Annotated in this window: 16 protein-coding genes and 1 pseudogene; 15 read left to right on the forward strand and 2 right to left on the reverse strand. The window is 63.2% G+C overall.

The genetic code is table 11. From position 1 onward, the window contains the following. Window positions 1-179 (forward strand): c-type cytochrome (locus ACK41X_RS17020; protein ID WP_409725797.1); only part of this gene is annotated, 179 nt, incomplete at its 5' end. Between the two features lie 38 nt (window positions 180-217). Here ACK41X_RS17020 and ACK41X_RS17025 read toward each other — a convergent pair. Further along, a complete protein-coding gene (locus tag ACK41X_RS17025; protein WP_409725799.1) occupies window positions 218-2,197 on the reverse strand; it encodes a 4Fe-4S binding protein in 1,980 nt (659 codons plus the stop codon). A 195-nt stretch (window positions 2,198-2,392) separates the two neighbouring features. On the opposite strand from ACK41X_RS17025, the gene ACK41X_RS17030 reads away from it, so the two are divergent. From ACK41X_RS17030 to ACK41X_RS17090, 13 genes and pseudogenes are all read left to right on the forward strand, one after another. Next, complete coding sequence (locus ACK41X_RS17030) at window positions 2,393-3,130, forward strand: biotin/lipoate--protein ligase family protein (RefSeq protein WP_409725771.1); 738 nt, start codon at window positions 2,393-2,395, stop codon at window positions 3,128-3,130. Then, window positions 3,127-3,666: a DUF6505 family protein gene (locus ACK41X_RS17035; RefSeq protein WP_409725773.1), complete on the forward strand. Its 540-nt coding sequence runs from the start codon at window positions 3,127-3,129 to the stop codon at window positions 3,664-3,666. The genes ACK41X_RS17030 and ACK41X_RS17035 overlap by 4 nt, the downstream gene beginning before the upstream one ends. Then, a complete protein-coding gene (locus ACK41X_RS17040) occupies window positions 3,663-4,670 on the forward strand; it encodes a DUF6352 family protein (protein WP_409725775.1) in 1,008 nt (335 codons plus the stop codon). The genes ACK41X_RS17035 and ACK41X_RS17040 overlap by 4 nt, the downstream gene beginning before the upstream one ends. After that, on the forward strand, window positions 4,670-5,173 hold the full coding sequence (locus tag ACK41X_RS17045) for a DUF3305 domain-containing protein (RefSeq protein ID WP_409725777.1): 504 nt from the start codon (window positions 4,670-4,672) through the stop codon (window positions 5,171-5,173). Before ACK41X_RS17040 ends, ACK41X_RS17045 begins: the two co-directional genes overlap by 1 nt. Continuing rightward, the gene (locus tag ACK41X_RS17050) at window positions 5,166-5,891 is read left to right on the forward strand and encodes a DUF3306 domain-containing protein (RefSeq protein ID WP_409725779.1); all 726 of its coding nucleotides are present in this window, start codon (window positions 5,166-5,168) and stop codon (window positions 5,889-5,891) included. The genes ACK41X_RS17045 and ACK41X_RS17050 overlap by 8 nt, the downstream gene beginning before the upstream one ends. Window positions 5,892-6,034: 143 nt before the next feature. After that, window positions 6,035-6,811 carry a Cro/CI family transcriptional regulator gene (locus ACK41X_RS17055; protein WP_409725781.1) on the forward strand — a complete coding sequence of 259 codons (777 nt, stop codon included), beginning with the start codon at window positions 6,035-6,037 and terminating at the stop codon, window positions 6,809-6,811. A 43-nt stretch (window positions 6,812-6,854) separates the two neighbouring features. After that, window positions 6,855-7,070 carry a twin-arginine translocation signal domain-containing protein gene (locus ACK41X_RS17060; RefSeq protein WP_409725783.1) on the forward strand — a complete coding sequence of 72 codons (216 nt, stop codon included), beginning with the start codon at window positions 6,855-6,857 and terminating at the stop codon, window positions 7,068-7,070. Between the two features lie 13 nt (window positions 7,071-7,083). Beyond that, complete coding sequence (locus ACK41X_RS17065) at window positions 7,084-10,050, forward strand: formate dehydrogenase subunit alpha (protein WP_409725785.1); 2,967 nt, start codon at window positions 7,084-7,086, stop codon at window positions 10,048-10,050. A gap of 12 nt (window positions 10,051-10,062) precedes the next feature. Continuing rightward, a complete protein-coding gene (gene fdh3B / locus ACK41X_RS17070) occupies window positions 10,063-10,659 on the forward strand; it encodes a formate dehydrogenase FDH3 subunit beta (RefSeq protein WP_409725787.1) in 597 nt (198 codons plus the stop codon). Between the two features lie 72 nt (window positions 10,660-10,731). Further along, on the forward strand, window positions 10,732-11,751 hold the full coding sequence (locus ACK41X_RS17075; RefSeq protein WP_409725789.1) for a formate dehydrogenase subunit gamma: 1,020 nt from the start codon (window positions 10,732-10,734) through the stop codon (window positions 11,749-11,751). 320 nt (window positions 11,752-12,071) lie between these two features. Next, a complete protein-coding gene (locus ACK41X_RS17080; RefSeq protein ID WP_409725791.1) occupies window positions 12,072-13,430 on the forward strand; it encodes an enoyl-CoA hydratase/isomerase family protein in 1,359 nt (452 codons plus the stop codon). Window positions 13,431-13,931: 501 nt separating this feature from the next. Continuing rightward, a complete protein-coding gene (gene hpxZ / locus ACK41X_RS17085; protein WP_409725800.1) occupies window positions 13,932-14,336 on the forward strand; it encodes an oxalurate catabolism protein HpxZ in 405 nt (134 codons plus the stop codon). A gap of 4 nt (window positions 14,337-14,340) precedes the next feature. After that, window positions 14,341-14,943, forward strand: a pseudogene (locus ACK41X_RS17090) (GntR family transcriptional regulator); the annotation flags it as partial. A 122-nt stretch (window positions 14,944-15,065) separates the two neighbouring features. Here ACK41X_RS17090 and ACK41X_RS17095 read toward each other — a convergent pair. Next, window positions 15,066-15,965, reverse strand: a complete 900-nt coding sequence (locus ACK41X_RS17095; RefSeq protein WP_409725793.1) for a LysR family transcriptional regulator — start codon at window positions 15,963-15,965, stop codon at window positions 15,066-15,068. A gap of 233 nt (window positions 15,966-16,198) precedes the next feature. Between ACK41X_RS17095 and ACK41X_RS17100 the strand changes: the two genes are divergently transcribed. Then, on the forward strand, window positions 16,199-18,070 hold a 1,872-nt coding region (locus ACK41X_RS17100; RefSeq protein WP_409725795.1), incomplete at its 3' end, for a hydantoinase/oxoprolinase family protein.

The following is an 18,070-nucleotide window of genomic DNA, read 5'->3' on the forward strand; positions in this document are numbered from 1 at the left end:
TTTCGGATGCGCTGAAGAAGCTCGACATCGTCTGGACGCCCGATACGGTATCGAAGCTGTTCGAGGTCGGCCCCGCCGCCTACACGCCGGGCACCAAGATGCCGGAGCAGACGATCGGATCGGCCGCGGACCGCGAGGCGCTGATGGAGTTTCTGAAGAAGGCGACGACTGGAAAATAGCTCGGTCATTTGCCCGGCTTTGCGGACCTGTAGACCGATCAACCCCGGCCCTTTTCCTCCTCGCGCAGATAATCGTCGGTGGTGCGCGGCCGCGGCCGCTCAGAAATTCCGCCGCCATAGGGATCGAAGGCCTGTTCTGTCACCGCGACGACGCGGCAGTCCTCACACATTTTCAGGACATTCAGCCGGTCCGCTTGCCCCTTGAACATCCAGTGCTTGCCTTCGAGCTTGGCGGTGACGCGCTCGATCGTGCTCTTGACGCCGAACGGCTTGCCGCAACGGATGCACTCGAACGGGTCTTCCTGCTTCATGATCCGTGGCGAGGCGGTAGCGGCGCGGAAATCGAGTTGAGGCTTTAGCGCAATCACTTTTTCCGGGCAGGTCGCGGCGCAGAGTCCGCATTGCACACAGGCATCCTCGGTGAATTTCAGCATCGGCCGATCGGGATCGGCCGACATCGCCCCGGTCGGGCAGGCCGAAACGCAGGCGAGACAGAGCGTGCAGCCCTCGGCCTTGACGTCAACCGCGCCGAAGGGAGCGCCTTGCGGCAGCGCGATCACCTCGACCGGCTGCGGCGCAACGCGATGCAATTCACGCAGGGCAAGGCGCTGCACGTCGCGTTTTGCCCCGGCGGGACGGAAGCTCGCAGGCGCCGGCCGCGCCGGAGCCGGCGCAAGCGCGCGCAGGGCTTCGCCAAGCTGGTCGGGATCGTCAGTCTCGATGGCCGCGATCCGTCCCGCGCCATAGCCGAGCCCCGACAGGATCGGTTCGGCAAGCGCGATGGTGCGGTTCAGGCCGGTGACGTCGTGGCGTGGCCGCGCGCGCAACAGAAAGCGCACATCGCCCGCGCCATAGGCGAACGCCGCGGCGATGGCTTCCAGGCCAATCTGAGTGATCTCGTTGACAACGACGGGGATGACGTCGGCGGGCAGGCCATCGCCATACCGCGCCAGCGCATCGATCATTTCGATGCCATGCGATTCGTCATGAAACAGGATCGCCGCGTTGCGGCCGCCGGCCTCGCGATAGACCGTGAGTATTGTGCGGAGTTTGCGCATCAATGTATCGGCGGGCGGCAGCGCGTAACTCGCGGCGCCTGTCGGGCAGGCCGCGGCGCATTGCCCGCAACCGGCGCAAATCTCGGCCGAGATGGCGACATGATCGCCGGCCGGCTCGATCGCGCCGGTCGGGCACAGGTCGAGACAGCGCCGGCAGCCGACAATGCGCGAGCGCGCATGCGCGCAGATGTCGGCCTGATAGTTGATATAGCGTGGCTTGTCGAAGGTGCCGGTAAGGTCACGCGCCTTCATGACCGCACGCAATATTGCGGCCGGATCTCCCGGATCGGCACGCAGATAGCCGTCGCGCAGATCGCCGGCAGGTAACAATGAAGCGCCGCCGGACAGGTCCAGCACGATGTCGCATTTCGACACGGCCCCGTTGCGCGGCGTTCCGAACCGCAGGGTATCGCGCGACGAGGGCGCCGGCTGCGCATAATCGTCGACAGTGAGCTCGAATGCGCCAAGCCAGCCTTTGGCGGCGCGAATGGTGCCTTGCACCACCGGGAACTCGGTCTTGCGTTGCGGCGCGAGGCGATCCGGGCGCGTGATCAGCACCGTCACGTCGAGATGATCTTTCAGGTGCTCGGCCGCTTCGATCGCGGCTTCGTCGCGGCCATAGATCAGAATGACGCCGTCGCTCTGCAGACCGACAAACGGAATATCCGGCAAGGGTTCGGCCGCAGCCGCGAGCAGGGCGGCCATTTTCGGACCGGCCTTTGCCGCCTCGTTCGACCATCCGGCAGCCTCCCGGATATTGACGAAGGTGAGGGGGCGCTCGCCTGTTTCACCTGCGGCTTCCTCGAAAACCGGGCTTTCCTGCGTGCAGCCGACAATCAGGTCGCCGCTCTCCTGCAACAGCGCGCGGAACCGATCCAGTTCGCTTCGGCAGAATTGGCGGCCGGACACCATGTCCGCGCTCCGGCAGGCCTTTCCGATCGTGTCGACATCGAGCGGCATCGTGTCTTCACACGAACACACCACGATCCGCCGCTTGTCTTGCGCCATTCTTGCTCCGTTCCCGCAAGTGCCCGCGATCGTCTGCCAGACTCGTCAGCGGGCACTGCGATGTTATATGCAGGCGAGGCTAAGCTATAATTGCTCCAAACAAAAAGTAAGGCCCGTGGCAAGGCCTTGGAACCCGACCGGGATGCGATGCTGACCGACGCCGACATCAGGTTGCCGCCGCCGTTCCGCCTCGTGACGTTGCGCGAGGTGGGCGACGCCTTCGCACATGCGAAGCAGAATGCGACGGAGCAGGGCGCGGGAACGCTGGTATTTGTCGGCCGGTTCGACCTTGCGGAATTTGCTGTGGTGCTGGAACCGGACGAGCCGCTGCGTATCGCGCGCCGCAGCTTCCATGCCTGCATGGCGGCACTGGCGGAGACGCTGGTTGCGCATGCGCCGCCGGAGACCGAGATTCATATCGGCTGGCCGGATGCGGTCAGCGTCAATCTCGGTCTGGTCGGGGGCGGCCGACTGGCCTGGCCGGACGATGCGGACGAAGACGCGCCGCCGGCCTGGATGGTGTTCGGCGCCATGATCCGGCTGGTCACCATGGGCGAAACCGAGGCAGGACTGTATCCGCTGAGCGCGGCGCTGACGGATGAGGGTTTCGGCGAGTTCAGCGCCGAGCGGATGATGGAATCCTTCGCCCGCCATCTCATGGTCATGCTCGATGCCTGGCAGGAAAAGGGTTTCGGTGCGGTGTCGAAAGCCTATCTGCAGCGCCTCGCACCCGAAAAGGAGAAGGGTATTCGCCGCGACCTCGACGACAATGGCGATCTTCTGGTGCGACGTGCAGGCAAGGTCGAGACCGAACGCCGAAAACTGGTCCCTGCCCTGGCGGTGCCGTCCTGGCTGGATCCGAGGACCGGAGGGCCGCGTCTGTGAAATTGCTCAAGACGATCCGGCTTGACCCTTCCGATACATTCGTGTTCGAGCGCGCCGCCGAGCCCGGCGAATGGGCGGTTCCGGGGACGTTTGTGTTTGCCGCGATCGATCCGTCGGCGCTCCAGGGGAAGACGCGGACCGCGTTCCGCGCCGGCTTTCTCGGCGTGTCGTCGCTTGGCTGGTCGACGCTGGTTCAAATCGTGGAAACCAACGCGGCCGGCCGGGCGGACGCCGTCGCGCAACTCGCGCAAAGGCTGGTCCAGCATTTCGGCGCGCCCTCTCTCGAGGCGGCGCGCGTGGCAGCGGAGGAGGAGGTGACATTCGCCGAGTCGCTCTGTGACCACGACGCCGACACTCTTATTGCGCTGCACCGCACCTCGGAGAACGGCGATATCCGCGAAGCGTTCCGCACGCTGAAAAAGCGCGCCGGCAGCAAGAGTTTCCGGGCCTTCTCGTTTATGGATGTCGAAGGCGACGATGAGGCGCCGGCCGAGCAGGTCGATCTTGTCACCCTCGCGCAGGGAGAGCGCAAGTGAGAGATTTCTGGCTCGCCTGTGGACATCATCTCCTGGACCGCGACGAGGCCGGCGGTCTGGTGCTGACCGACGATTTCCTGAAAATCTATCTGGCGCGGCCTGAATTGGTTCCGCCTGCGGACGCCTGCGCCGCGGAACGGGCGCTCTATGCGTCGCTGATGGCGGAGCCGCGCCGTGCCGTCCCGCCTGCCGAGATTGCCGCAATATCGGACCCGGACGCGCGCGAGAACTGGGGCTTCATGCTGGCCTTCCGCGATCGTCTGCTCGCTCACAAAACGCTGGAAGCGGCCTATCTCGATCTGGTGCGCAACGGCGTGCGCAACATTCCGCCGATCTTCGTCAATCAGCTCGTACACGTGATCCTGCGCAATGCGCTGGACGGCTGCGACGATCCGTATGTGCTGCGCGCGGCGGAATTGTTCTTCCGTCCGCAGCGCGTAACCCTGCATGAAGGTTCGCTGATCGCCGCCGACGAGGAGACCATCGGCGGCATCGGCGATGCGCCGGCCTCGCCACTCGTTTCGATGCTGGGCATTCCAGCCCAGGCCGAGATCGACGTCATCAACGACGACAATGCCGATCATTATTTCGAGCATAGCGATCAGTTTCATACAGCGATCGAGCTTACGGCGGGACGCCGGGGCCTCGAGGCGCTGGCGCAGGCGCTGAGCCGCTGGGTGCGGCACCTCCTGCATGTCGACGTCGATATCGAGCCGCTGGTCGAGATGCGCGACGTAAAATTCGTCTGGTATGTCGGTCTCGATGCGGACGCGACCAAGATCGGGGATGCGCTCTGGAACGGCGAGGAACTCGACGACGCGGCGCGCGGTCGCGTGATCGGCCTGTTCCGCCTGACCTTCCGCGACCCCGCTTTGGTGCTCGAGCGCGTCGGCCGCGAGCCGGTCTATCTCATTCTCGCCATGTCGCCGGACAAGATCTTGCGGATGAAGCCGCAAAATCTCATCGCCGGACTTCCGGTCCGTCATCTGGAAACGATGTCGTAATGGCTGCGCTGTTGACCATCCCTGTCGGCGTGATCGTGGATCGCATCAAGGCGCAGAGCCAGTGGGTCGACTATCTCTGGCAGCCGAGCGCGGTGCTGGTCGGCGAACCCGAGACCGCGCCCTGGACGCAGATTTCCGGCGACGACAATCGCGCCTCATTCTATGCGGGGCGTGCAACGATCGAGCTCTACCGGTCCGACACCGGCAATTACCGCGACAATCTCATGGGCGATGGCAAGCTGTGGGTGGTGTTGACGCCGGCCGATTCCAATCCTCCTTACGCGCTGTTCAAGGTGACGGCGGATCCGACCGAGGGCGAAGCGCAGTTCGAGGCCGGTGTGAACGTGGTCGACACCGTGCCGATGCCGGACGCGGTGCGCGAGGTTCTGGAGCGCTTCGTCGCCGAACACCATGTCGAACAGCCCTTCTTCAAGCGCAAGCGCGACCGCGCCAATCCCGAGGCCCTCGGCCGGCGCGGAATGTTGGACCGCCGCAATGACTGAGCGCGAGGATTTCCTGAAGCGGTGGTCGCGGCGCAAGCGCGAGGCCAAGGTCGAAGAGCCGTCGCTGCGCGACGACACTCTGCCTGCAACGCCTGCGAAGGAAGAAGTCGAAAGGCCGAAGGCGCACGCGCAGGATGCGCCGGCGCGATCCGAAACCGGCGAGGCCGCCACCACTGAACCCTTCGATTTGTCGAAGCTGCCGTCACTCGACTCGATTGGCCCGGACACGGACATCCGGATGTTTCTGCAGCCCGGTGTGCCGGCATCTTTATCCCGCGCGGCACTTCGCCGCGCCTGGAGCGCCGATCCGGCAATCCGGGACTTCATCGGCCTATCCGAAAATTCATGGGACTTCACCGCCAGTGATGGCATGCCGGGATTTGGCGTGCTCGATCCCGCAGATGCCAAGCGATTGCTCGCGCAAGTTTTTGCGCCGCAAGAGCCGCGGGGGCGGAGCGAGACAGCGAAGCTTGTAGAGCAGGAAGCGCAGACCGACCGCGAATCTGAGGACGGCAAGGCGCTCGGAGCGGATTCCAGTTCTCCGGATGCGATTGATGCTGCATCCGGCGATGCCATCGAGGCTGCGACCGATATGCAGGACCGTGAGACCAAGCCCGAAGCTGGAACTCAAAATGTTGCATTGCAAACAAATGCGGTACGTCCGGAACCGGTTTCAGCGTCCACACGCCGCCTTCACGGACGCGCGCTGCCTCAATGAATCGGTCGCTAAACGCATCAAACCGCCGATCTATAGCTTAGTACTATTGACCCATTCCAATCTGAGGCCGTATTCTTTTGAAAGCCTCTGAAGAAGGCGTGCTGCAAGTTTTTTCAGCAACGATCGACAACGATAACGACAAAATGCGCGACCCAGGACTTGACCAAGCGATCCGTGCGGCAGGCGGCGTGAGCGAGCTTGCGCGGCGCATCGGTATTTCGCAGCCGTCCGTCTCGAATTGGGATCGCGTTCCGGCGGAGCGGGTCATCGCCGTGGAACAGGCAACGAATGTGAGCCGGGCTGTGTTGCGTCCGGACCTCTACAGCGAATCGCCGCGACGCTCCGAGATCGACGACATCGATCTGGCGCGCGCGCAGGAATACCGGCTGCTTGCAGCCTTGCTCGTACGCGCCCCCGATGCGGCATTTCTGAAACGGCTTTCGGCCTTGCGCGGCGATGCGTCGGCATTGGGCGTCGCCCATGTCGCGCTCGCCGAAGCGGCCGAGGCTGCGCGGGTTGAGAAGGTCGAGCGGGAATTCTTCAACCTCTTCATCGGCGTCGGCCGCGGCGAGCTGATGCCCTACGGATCCTATTACCTGACCGGCTTCCTGCACGAGCGGCCGCTGGCTCGCCTGCGCGACGACCTGCAGGCGCTGGGCATCGAACGCAACGAAGGCAATGCCGAGCCGGAAGACCACGCAGCCTTGCTCTGCGAGATCATGGCCGGGATCGCGGACGGGACGTTTCCCGCACCGGCAGGCAGTGACAGGCGCATTTTCGAGAATCATCTCGCGCCCTGGATCGGACGGTTCTTTGCCGATCTGGAGCGCGCGGAGGAGGCGGACTTCTACCGCAAGGTAGGGACGCTTGGTCGCGTATTCATGGAAATCGAATCCGAGGCTTTCGCGTTGCCGTCGTGATGGCGCGCAAAGTCCGGCGACAGGGATAAAGGAGGAGACGGCCATGAGACAGGAACGCAAGACGTCGGTCGGACGCCGTGACTTTTTGCGCGCACTCGGCGCGGGAGCCGGTGTCGCAGTGACAGCCGCGGCGCCGCTTGCAACGCCCGCTCACGCCGACACCGAAAGCAACCAAGAGAAGCGGAAGGCGCGATACAAGGCGGATTCGCCTGAGGTGCAGACCTTCTATCGGGTCAACCGCTATCCGGCCAAGAAGTGAGGGAGGCAACGCCGTGCTGATCAAGAGGACAGAACGCGAAAAGCGCCGCGGCCATCTCGCCGCCCAGCTTTCCAATCATGCCGCCGGCGCGATCGACCGCCGTACCTTCCTGCGTCGCTCCGGTCTGGTCGCGGGCGGCCTTGCCGCCGTCGGCGCCATCCCCCTTACGGGGATGCGCAAAGCCGACGCCGCTGCGGCGGCAGCCGGCCAGCCGGGCGGGGCTCCGATCACCATCCGTAAGAATATCTGCACGCATTGCTCGGTCGGCTGCACGGTTGTGGCCGAAGTGCAGAACGGCGTCTGGGTCGGTCAGGAGCCCGGGTGGGATTCTCCGATCAACCGCGGGTCACATTGCGCCAAGGGCGCTGCGGTGCGCGAGCTGGTGCATGGCGACCGCCGGCTGAAATACCCGATGAAGATGGTGAACGGCCAGTGGACCAAGATTTCCTGGGACACCGCCATCAACGAGATCGGCGACAAACTCGCCGAAATCCGAGGCAAGTCGGGCGCCGATTCGGTCTATTTCTTGGGTTCGGCCAAGTTCTCCAATGAAGGCGCGTATCTCTATCGCAAGTTCGCCGCCTTCTGGGGCACCAACAACGTCGACCATCAGGCGCGCATCTGCCACTCCACCACGGTGACCGGCGTGGCCAACACCTGGGGCTATGGCGCGCAGACCAACAGCTACAATGACATCCGCAATTCGAAGACCATCATCTTTATGGGCTCGAATGCTGCGGAGGCGCATCCGGTCTCGATGCAGCACATCATCGAAGGCAAGGAGATGAACCGCGCCAACATGATCGTGATGGATCCGCGCATGACGCGGACCGCGGCGCATGCCACCGAATATGTGCGCTTCCGTTCCGGCACCGACATTCCGGTGATCTGGGGCATGATGTGGCACATCTTCCAGAATGGCTGGGAGGACAAAGTCTTCATCGACCAGCGCGTCTACGGCATGGACGACGTGCGCAAGGAGGTCGAGAAGTGGACGCCCGAGGAAGTCGAGCGCGTGTCCGGTGTCCCCGGTGCTCAGTTGAAGCGTGTTGCGGAGAAATTTGCCAAGGAACGCCCTTCGACGTTCATCTGGTGCATGGGTGCCACTCAACACACGGTTTCGACCGCCAATGTCCGCGCCTTCTGCAACCTGCTGCTGGCCACCGGTAACGTCGGGCAGTTCGGCACCGGAGCCAACATCTTCCGCGGCCACTGCAACGTCCAGGGCGCAACCGACCTCGGCGTCGATATCGTCACCCTTCCGCTCTATTACGGGCTCGTCGAGGGCGCCTGGCGACACTGGGCGCGGGTTTGGGAGGTCGATTATCAGTGGTTCGTCGACCGGTTCGACACAGTCACCGGCGCGGACGGCAAGCCGGTCAAGACGATGAATACTCCCGGTATTCCGTCGACCCGCTGGTTCGATGCAGCGATGCTGCCGCAGAAGGATGTGTCCCAGAAGGACAACATCAAGGCAATGATGGTGTTCGGGCACGGCGGTAACACCGTGACGCGAATGCCGAAGGCAGCCGAGGGTCTCGAGAAGCTCGAGCTTCTGGTGGTCGCCGATCCGCATCCGACCACCTGGGCGGCGTTGTCGAACCGAAAGAACGGCACCTATCTCCTGCCGATCTGCACGCAGTTCGAATGCTCGGGCTCGCGCACAGCGTCCAACCGCTCGATCCAATGGGGCGAGCAGATCGTCAAGCCGATCTTCGAGTCGAAGAACGATTACGAGGTGATGTATCTCCTCGCCAAGAAGCTCGGTTTTGCCGACCTGATGTTCAAGAACATCAAGATCAACGGCAACGAGCCGGTTCCGGAGGATATCCTGCGTGAAATCAACCGCGGCGGATTCTCGACCGGTTACTCCGGCCAATCGCCCGAGCGGTTGAAAATGCATATGGCGAACCAGAAGGATTTCGACCTGGTTTCGCTGCGCGCCAGCAGCGGTCCCGCCGCTGGAGACTATTACGGCCTGCCCTGGCCGTGCTGGGGCACGCCCGAGCTCAAGCATCCGGGCACGCACACGCTCTATAACACGCACCTTCATGTGAAGGACGGCGGCGGTACGTTCCGCGCGCGGTTCGGCGTAGAGCGCGAGGAAAAGTTGCCGGACGGCACCACCCGCAAGGTCAGCCTGCTGGCAAATGGCTCCTATTCGCTCGGCTCGGAAATCCGGGACGGCTATCCCGAGTTCACCTATGGCGTGCTCAAGAAGCTCGGCTGGGATTCCGACCTGACCGCGGCCGAACGGGCCACGATTGAGAAGATCGGCGGCGCCAATCCGGACGGAGTCGGCTGGGCGGTGGATCTGTCCGGCGGTATCATCCGCGTAGCCATCCTGCACGGTTGCGTGCCGTACGGTAATGCCAAGGCCCGGGCCAATGCGTTCGGGCTGCCGGATCCCATTCCGGTGCACCGCGAGCCGATCTATACGCCCCGGCCGGACCTGGTCGAGAAGTACCCGACCTACCCGAATGCCCGGCAGTTCCGCATGCCAAATATCGGCTTCGACGTTCAGAAGGCCGCGGTAGACAAGGGCATTGCCAAGCAATTCCCGCTGATCCTCACCTCCGGCCGTCTGGTCGAATACGAAGGTGGCGGCGAGGAGACGAGGTCCAACAAGTGGCTCGCCGAATTGCAGCAGGACATGTTCATCGAAATCAATCCTGCAGACGCAGCCGAGCGCGGTATCAGGGACGGCAGCTGGGTGCTGGTCTCCGGTCCGGAAATGGCCAGCGGTAAGGTCTGCCGGATGAAGGCGTTGGTCACCGAGCGCGTCGGCAGAGGAACGACATGGTGTCCGTTCCATTTCGCCGGCTGGTTCCAGAACGAGGATCAACGCAAAAACTATCCGCAGGGCACCGACCCGATTGTGCTCGGCGAAAGCGTGAACGCGATCACGACCTACGGGTTCGATCCGGCGACGGGCATGCAAGAGCCCAAAGCCACCCTCTGTCAGGTCCGTGCGGCATAAGGAGACGCAACCATGGCTCGTATGAAATTTCTTTGCGACGCCGACCGTTGCATCGAATGCAACGCTTGCGTCACCGCCTGCAAGAACGAACACGAGGTGCCGTGGGGCATCAATCGCCGGCGCGTCGTCACCATCAACGACGGCAAGCCGGGCGAGCGCTCGGTGTCCATGGCCTGCATGCATTGCACCGACGCGCCATGCGCTGCGGTGTGCCCGGTGAACTGCTTCTACACCACTGCCGACGCCGTGGTCCTGCACTCCAAGGATCTGTGCATCGGCTGCGGTTATTGCTTCTATGCGTGCCCGTTTGGCGCGCCGCAATATCCGCGGGTCGGCAACTTCGGTTCGCGCGGCAAGATGGACAAATGCACTTTCTGCGCCGGCGGTCCGGATAACGACTACACGGTCGCCGAATATCAGAAATACGGCTCCAACCGTCTGGCCGAGGGCAAGCTGCCGCTCTGCGCGGAAATGTGCTCGACCAAGTCGCTGCTTGCCGGCGATGGCGAGATCATCGCCCAGATCTACAAGGAGCGCGTCACCCGCCGCGGGTACGGCTCCGGCGCCTGGGGATGGCAGACCGCCTACAAAGAGACGATCGCTTCATAACGGCGTGAAAGGCCGGCGGGACATGTCCTGCCGGCCTTTTTTCCCAAAGATACAAAGAATGAGGAGATGGGGATGTCCACGCTTTCAAACACATTGCGCATCGTCACCGGGGCTCTGGCGTTGCTGTTCATCGTGGTGATCGCAAACCCGGCCGCCGCGCAGCAGCGCAATCCCGACGGTTCGGTGAACCCGACCGCCAGCGCCGTTCGGGAACAGCAATTGCTCCAGGAACTGCAGAAGGTTCAGGGCCGCGTCACGATTCCGAATGCGAATGCCGGAGTGCTGATCCAGCCTGCCGGTCAGAACTGGCGTCAGTTCCACGAAGTGACGCTGCGCTGGATCGGCGGCATCGCGATCGTCGGCATGCTGATCCTGCTCGTGGCCTTCTATCTGATACGCGGCATGATCCGGATCAGCAGCGGCCGTTCCGGCCGGACAATCACGCGCTTCAATGCGTTCGAACGTTTCGTGCACTGGATGACGGCGACCTGCTTCATCATCCTTGCGATTACCGGGTTGAACATCACGTTCGGCCGTCCGCTGCTGATGCCGCTGATGTCGGCTGAGGCGTTCACGACATGGTCGGAATTCGCCAAATACGCCCATAACTTCGTGAGCTTCCCCTTCACCATCGGCGTGGTGCTGATCTTCCTGATGTGGATTACCGGCAATATTCCGAACCGTGTCGATGTCGAATGGATCAAGCGCGGCGGGGGCATTGTCGGCGACGATCACCCGCCGGCCTATCGCTTCAATGCTGGCCAGAAGATGATCTACTGGATCGTCGTGATCGGCGGCGCGGCGGTTGCGATCACCGGCTACATTCTGATGTTCCCGTTCTATGGCGACATAACGGTATCGGGCATGCAGACCGCGCAGGTCGTGCATAGTGTGGTCTCGATGTTGTTCATTGCCGCCATGCTGGCGCATATCTATATCGGCTCGATCGGCATGGAAGGCGCGTTCGAGGCGATGGGAACGGGCGAGGTCGACGTTAACTGGGCGCGCGAGCATCACAGTCTGTGGCTCGATGAAGAGATGCGCAACCGTGACGCCGCCCCGACCGGTGCGCGCGCGACACCGGCCGAATAGGGACGAAAGCGTCAAAACCACGACCCCTTAAGAAGCAGAGTGGAAGAAGCGCCCGGCGGAAGCCCCGCCGGGCATTTTTATTTGCCTGACCTTGCGGTAATCCGGAACGTCGCGAACGGGGTGATGTTTCGACGCGGATGGACGGAGGCTGAAGGCCGGCGCAGCGAAGGCCTTTGATTGATTTAGCTCAAGCGCCATGTGGCGGCAGGCCGGTAATCACTGTCTCCTGTGGCCGTCCGCATTTGCCGGGCGTAGAATGTCTCAAAGAGACGAAGCGCGCGACAGTCCACTTTGTTGGCCGTCGCGAAAGGGAGCGAAATATGCCAGCCACGTTGCCACGCAGCGAACCCGCTCAGGTTCCGATTTTCAACGCAGCGTTCGAAGACGACGTCAAAGCCGCGGTGTCCTATTTTGCCGGGCTCGAGCAGCGGATCGAGGCTTATGGCGCGGCGGAAAGCCGGGATGCGGAGGCGCGCAACGCGGTGCGCGGCCTGTTGCAGGACGCACGCGCAACGCGCCAGAGCTTCTTTGCGCGGCACGCAACAGAGATGTATGCGGTTCTGACCGCAAACCTGTCCCGCTATTTGCGCGTCAGCGAACTGGTGTATGAAGCCGCGGAAAAGTTCCCGGGGCTGTTGCCGACACGGCGGCAGATCGACCAGGAGCGCGCGCTGCAGCGGCAATCCGCGAAAGAGGGCCGCGAGATCGATCAGGGCCTGTTCATGGCCCATGTGATGGCCGACCCGCAATGCGGGCTGCACATGATCCATGCGATGCTGCGGCCCAAGCGCCTCGCCGAGGAAAGGCTTGCCGAGTTCCGGCGCACCGGCTTTTGCGATCTCGGTGCAGCAACGGTCGCGCGAAAGGGATTTATCGGCGAGGTGACGCTCACCAACAAGAAATTCCTGAATGCGGAGGACGACGTTGCAGTCGCGGCTTTGGAGGCCGCGGTAGACCTCGTGTTGCTCGACGATCAGATCAGGGTCGGCGTGCTGCGCGGCGGTGTTGTCGAGCACCCGAAATATGCCGGCAAGCGCGTTTTCAATTCCGGCATCAATCTCACCCATCTTTATTATGGGCGGATTTCTCTCGTCGAGTTTCTGCTGGAACGCGAGCTTGGCCTTTTAAACAAGATGTATCGCGGGCTTTGGCGCTCGCAGTCCTATCACGAGCTTCTGGAGGACTATGTCGAAAAGCCCTGGCTCGCCGCGGTCGATCAGTTCGCTATCGGCGGCGGCTGCCAGATCCTGTGCGTGATGGACCGGGTGATCGCGGAGCCCGGCGCCTATTTCAATCTGCCGGCGAGCAAGGAAGGTTTCGTGCCGGGCTTCGCCAATCTGCGGTTCCCGCGCCTCGTCGGCATTCAGCTGGCGCGGCACGGCATCTTTTTCGAACGGCAATTTGCGGCGCAGTCGCCCGAGGGCGGCAGGATCTGCGACGAGATCGTGCCGGCCGATCGCATGGACGAAGCGATAGAAAAAAATACCGCGCAGATGATCCGCGGCGGCTTCGTCAGCACGATCGCCAATCGCAAGGCGTTGCGTGTCGGCCAGGAGCCGTTGTCCGCGTTCCGGCACTATATGGCGGTCTATAGCTGGCAGCAGAGCCTGTGCCTGTACGATCAGGATCTGATCGATAATCTCGAGCGCATGTGGGAGCCGCAAAAGCGCACCATGTAGCCGTCCGCGCGTGAGCGCGGCCTGGGCGTTGTGAGGACGCACGGTCGAGCGGCGGATCGGGGCTTGCGAAACAGGCAAAGGCCGGATGCCCATCGCCTTTTTCCAACGCCATTGCCGCGACATTCGCCGTCGCAGCTTCCGCGATTTTCTCCAAATTGCTACGACCGCCTGATGTCGCATGGCGCCAAGACCTTGCCGGACGGTAGTCCTCCTATGACCGCGACAAGCTTAGCCCCGAGCTCGCGAAACCGCTGCCGATCGGGGTGCAGGTCACCGCGGCGCCATGGCGCGAGGACATCGCGCTGCGTGTGGCGTAGCAGCTGGAAGAAATGGGAGCGGCGGTGGCACCGCGGCCGCCGATGAACTAGAAACGATCCGTCATTTGGCGGCGTCCGCGGAACGGACGAATCCGGAAGCGTTGACTATGCCGTGGGCACGGATTGCGGTTCCGGTCTTGCCGGCCGTCCCGGGATGACGCAGCGGAGGAAGCTGGGAATGACCTTGGAAATAAATCTGCCGGAGGTCGTCGCCGAGGTGACGGCCGCGTTCGAGACCTACGAGGATGCGCTCGTCAACAACAAGGTGGAGGTGCTCGATTCTCTGTTCCGCGACGCTCCGCAGACCATCCGTTACGGAGCGACCGAAAATCTCTACGGTTACGAGGAAATCAAGGCGTTTCGTTCGGCGCGGTCGCCCGTTGCGCTCGGCCGCACGTTATCCAAAACGGTGATCACGACCTATGGCCGTGATTTCGCGGTGGCATCAACGCTCTATCAGCGCCCCTCCGCGCCGGGCCGGGTCGGCCGTCAGATGCAGACCTGGGTTCGCTTTCCGGAAGGCTGGCGCGTTGTTGCCGCCCATGTCAGCCTGATGGAGCCGCCAAAGGAGTCGCCAAAGCAAGGCTGATGCGATGAATCTGCAGTCCCGGGACTTTCGCGTTTCCGACAATAGCCGCCGTACCCTCGCGGAGGAATTGCGGCTTCAGGTGGCCGACGAGATCGTGCACGGCGTGCCGGCGCCCGGAACCGCACTCGACGAAACTGAGCTCGCCACACGCTTCAGGGTGTCGCGCACGCCGGTGCGCGAGGCGATCCGGCAGCTTGCGGCGAGCGGGCTGGTCGAGACCCGTGCGCGTCGCGCTGCGGTGGTGGCACGGCCGAGCACGGATTGCCTGGCCGGCATGTTCGAGGCGACGGGCGAAATCGAGGCGCTCTGCGCCGGGCTTGCAGCGGAACGCATGAGCGCCGTCGAACGCCGCGAGCTCGAAGGGCTGCACGAGCAATTGCGCGAGCCCATCCAGGTCGGCGATCCGCAGCGTCATCACGAGATCGACGAAGCCTTCCATGGCGCAATCTATGCCGGTGCGCACAACGCTTATCTCGCCGATTTCGCGATCGCGACACGTGCCCGGGTGGAGCGCCTCGGTCTCCTTGCGCAGTGTGATGAAGGCAGCGCCGGACCGGTGCGCGGCGACGAGGTCATTTGCGGTCTCGCTCATCGGCGACACAGGGAGCAAAAATCTGACCTGATCTTCGAAGCAGCAGCGCGCGGGAAGAGAGGTGCAAATCCTATGAGCTGCGGCTGCTGTTGCGTAAATCCGGCAATCGGCGCCGCATGGCAAAGCTGCACAGGCGATCAGCGCCGGGCATGCCGGGCTGATTCGAGCAGTCTCTCGACCAGCGCCTCCTTGCGCCGCGGCAGGGCCTGACGTGACATATAGGCAGAGACCGTAATTGATCGTTCGGGCAGCAGCGGACGCACCGCGAGCAGGCCGGCATGCACTTCGAGATCGGCGGCGCCGGACGGGATGATCGCGACCCCCATGCCGGCCTGCACCATGACCTTGATGGTGTCCACATTGTCGGCGACCGCCCGGATGCGCGGCCGGATGCCCAGATCGTTGAACATCTGTCCGACGATCTGGCCGTAGCCGATCGAAAGCTCGTTCATGATGATCGGTTCATGTCCGAGCAGCCCGACATCGACTGTGCCTTTTTTGGCCGCAAGAGCGTGAGACGGCGGCATGATCAGGATCATGTCGAGATCGAATAGCGGGACGCTGTTCAGGCCCGAGGGTACCCGGTCGACGCTGACCATTGCCGCAATCCCAAGATCAAGACGCTCGTCGTGCAGATCGTCGAAGATCACGCGCGTCGGCGCGGTCTTGATTTCCAGATGCAGATTGGCGGGAAATCCGCCTTCGGGAACGATCCGCGGCATCAGAACCGATGCGAGACCCGATCCCATCCCCATCACCAGCGTCTCGACTCCGACACCGCTGAGCCGGCGTGCGACGTCACTGAGGTTCATCAAGTCGCCGACCACCCGTTCGGCCTCGTAAAGAAACATGCGGCCGCGTTCGGTCGGTTCGATCCCGCGTCCGGTGCGCCGAAACAGTGAAAAGCCGATGCTGCCCTCCAGGAGCTTCACCTGTTCGGATACCGCCGATTGGGAAATGTTGAGCCGCGCTGCGGCCTTGGTGAAGCTGCGCTCCTTGGCGACCGCCAGTGCATATCGGATTTGCCGAAATTCCATGCTGCCCTCGCGATTACTGCCGCACTCAGAAAGGGGAAACCCATGTTTTTCCGCGAGTTCGGCGATGTACCTCCATATTGCCATCGGATTTGCCGATATCGCTATCGCAAATTGCTGTTGGACAGTGCGACCGCCGCGCACGAGGCTGCCGATGAATGCAGGTCACGGCGCTCGCGGAGCTGCCCGTCTGGGCGATCCGGGCCGGACCTTCGAAGGATTGAGGGAAGGCGGCGATGGCTTCAGCGTCTCCACATTTGCGCGTTGGGATCGATACCGGCGGCACGTTTACCGACATTGTGTGTGTCGACACGGTTTCGGGCGAGGTCTCCGTCACGAAGGTGCCGTCGACGCCGTCGAATCCGGCGCTCGGACTGGTTAACGGCGTCGACAAGATGCTGGGCCAAGTGGGCGCCACAACCGGCGATCTGATCGGGCTTGCGCACGGCACCACCGTCGCCACCAACGCGCTGCTGCAGGGCGCGATCGACTCGCTCGGTCTTATCGTCACCGAAGGGTTCCGCCATGTGCTGGAGATCGCGCGGCAGGCGGTGCCCGACGGCTATGGCAATTCGTATTTCTGGGTGAAGCCGAAGCGGCCGGTGCCGCTCGACCTGGTCCGTGAGGTCGGCGGCCGCCTTACGTTCAAAGGCGAGGAATTGCGCCCCCTCGACGAGGACAGCGTGCGCGAGGCCGCGCGCTTTTTCCGCAAGCGGCAGATCCGTGCGGTCGCGATCTGCCTCATCCATGCCTATGCGAACGACACCCACGAGAAGCGGGCGCTGGAAATCCTGCGCGAGGAATATCCCGATTGCACGGTATCGATCTCCTCGCAGGTGCTCCCGGAATACCGGGAATACGAGCGCACGGTCACGACGCTGGTCGATGCGTTCGTCAAGCCGCATATGGAACGCTATCTCAAGCGGGTGAAAGTTGCGCTTGGCGAGGAACTCGGCCGCAAGCCGTTTCTCGTGATGCAATCCAATGGCGGTGTCATGAGCGCCGAGCAGGTGGTCGGCAAGCCGATCACCACGGCGTTGTCCGGCCCTGCGGCGGGCGTGCTGGGCAGCGCGGTCATCGCCAAGCTTGCCGGCTTCGACAATGTGGTGACGCTGGACGCAGGCGGCACCTCGACCGATCTCAGCCTGATCGAGAACGGCACCGCGCATCTGACCAATGCCGGCTCGGTCGGTCCGTTCCCGGTGCGCATCCCGATGATCGACATCGAGACCATCGGCACCGGCGGCGGTTCGATTGCCTGGATTTCGCGGGAGGGGCATCTCAAGGTCGGTCCCAAAAGCGCGGGCGCCGATCCTGGACCGATGTGCTATCCGAATGGCGGCGACCAGCCGACCATCACCGACGCCAACCTCGTTCTCGGCCGGCTGCCGGCTGCGCTGATCGGCGGTGGCATTGTGCTCGATGTGGCGCGGGCACGCGCGGGCATGGCGGATCTTGCGCAGCGGCTCGGCGCTCGAATGTCGGTGGAGGAAATGGCCGCCGGCATCATCGAGATCGCGAATTGGAATCAGGCCAATCGTATCCGGCAGATGACCATTCAACGCGGGATCGATCCGCGTGAATTTGCGCTTCTGTCGTTCGGCGGCGCAGGGCCGGTGCAATCGGCTGCCGTTGCACAGCTGATCGGGATGAAGGCATGCATCGTCCCGCCGAGCCCCGGCAATCTTGCCGCCTTCGGTTTGCTTGCGGTCGACTGGCGCAACGATCAGATGGTGACCCGCGTCATGCCGGAGGAAAAGATCGATCTCGGCGTCATCGCGGAATTGTACGAGGGGCTGGAGCGCGACGCGACCGCGCGTCTCGAGCAGGACGGGATCGGCCGCGACCGCATCCGCCTGCAGCGCGAGGCCGACATCCGCTACGTCGGTCAGTCGATGGAGGTACGCGTGCCTGCGCCAGGTGGCGCGATCGACCGGACATTCGTCGGAACGCTGATCGATGCGTTCCATGCCGCGCATCGGCGTATCTTCGGCTACGACTACAGGGGCGTGCAGAAAGTCGAAATCGTGAATTTCTGCGTATCGGGCTTCGGCATGATCGAGCGCCCCAAACTGCCGGAGCGAAAGGTGACGCCGGGCGCGAAGACC

It is taken from the genome of Pseudorhodoplanes sp. (genome assembly GCF_046289595.1).
Lineage (GTDB): Bacteria > Pseudomonadota > Alphaproteobacteria > Rhizobiales > Xanthobacteraceae > Pseudorhodoplanes.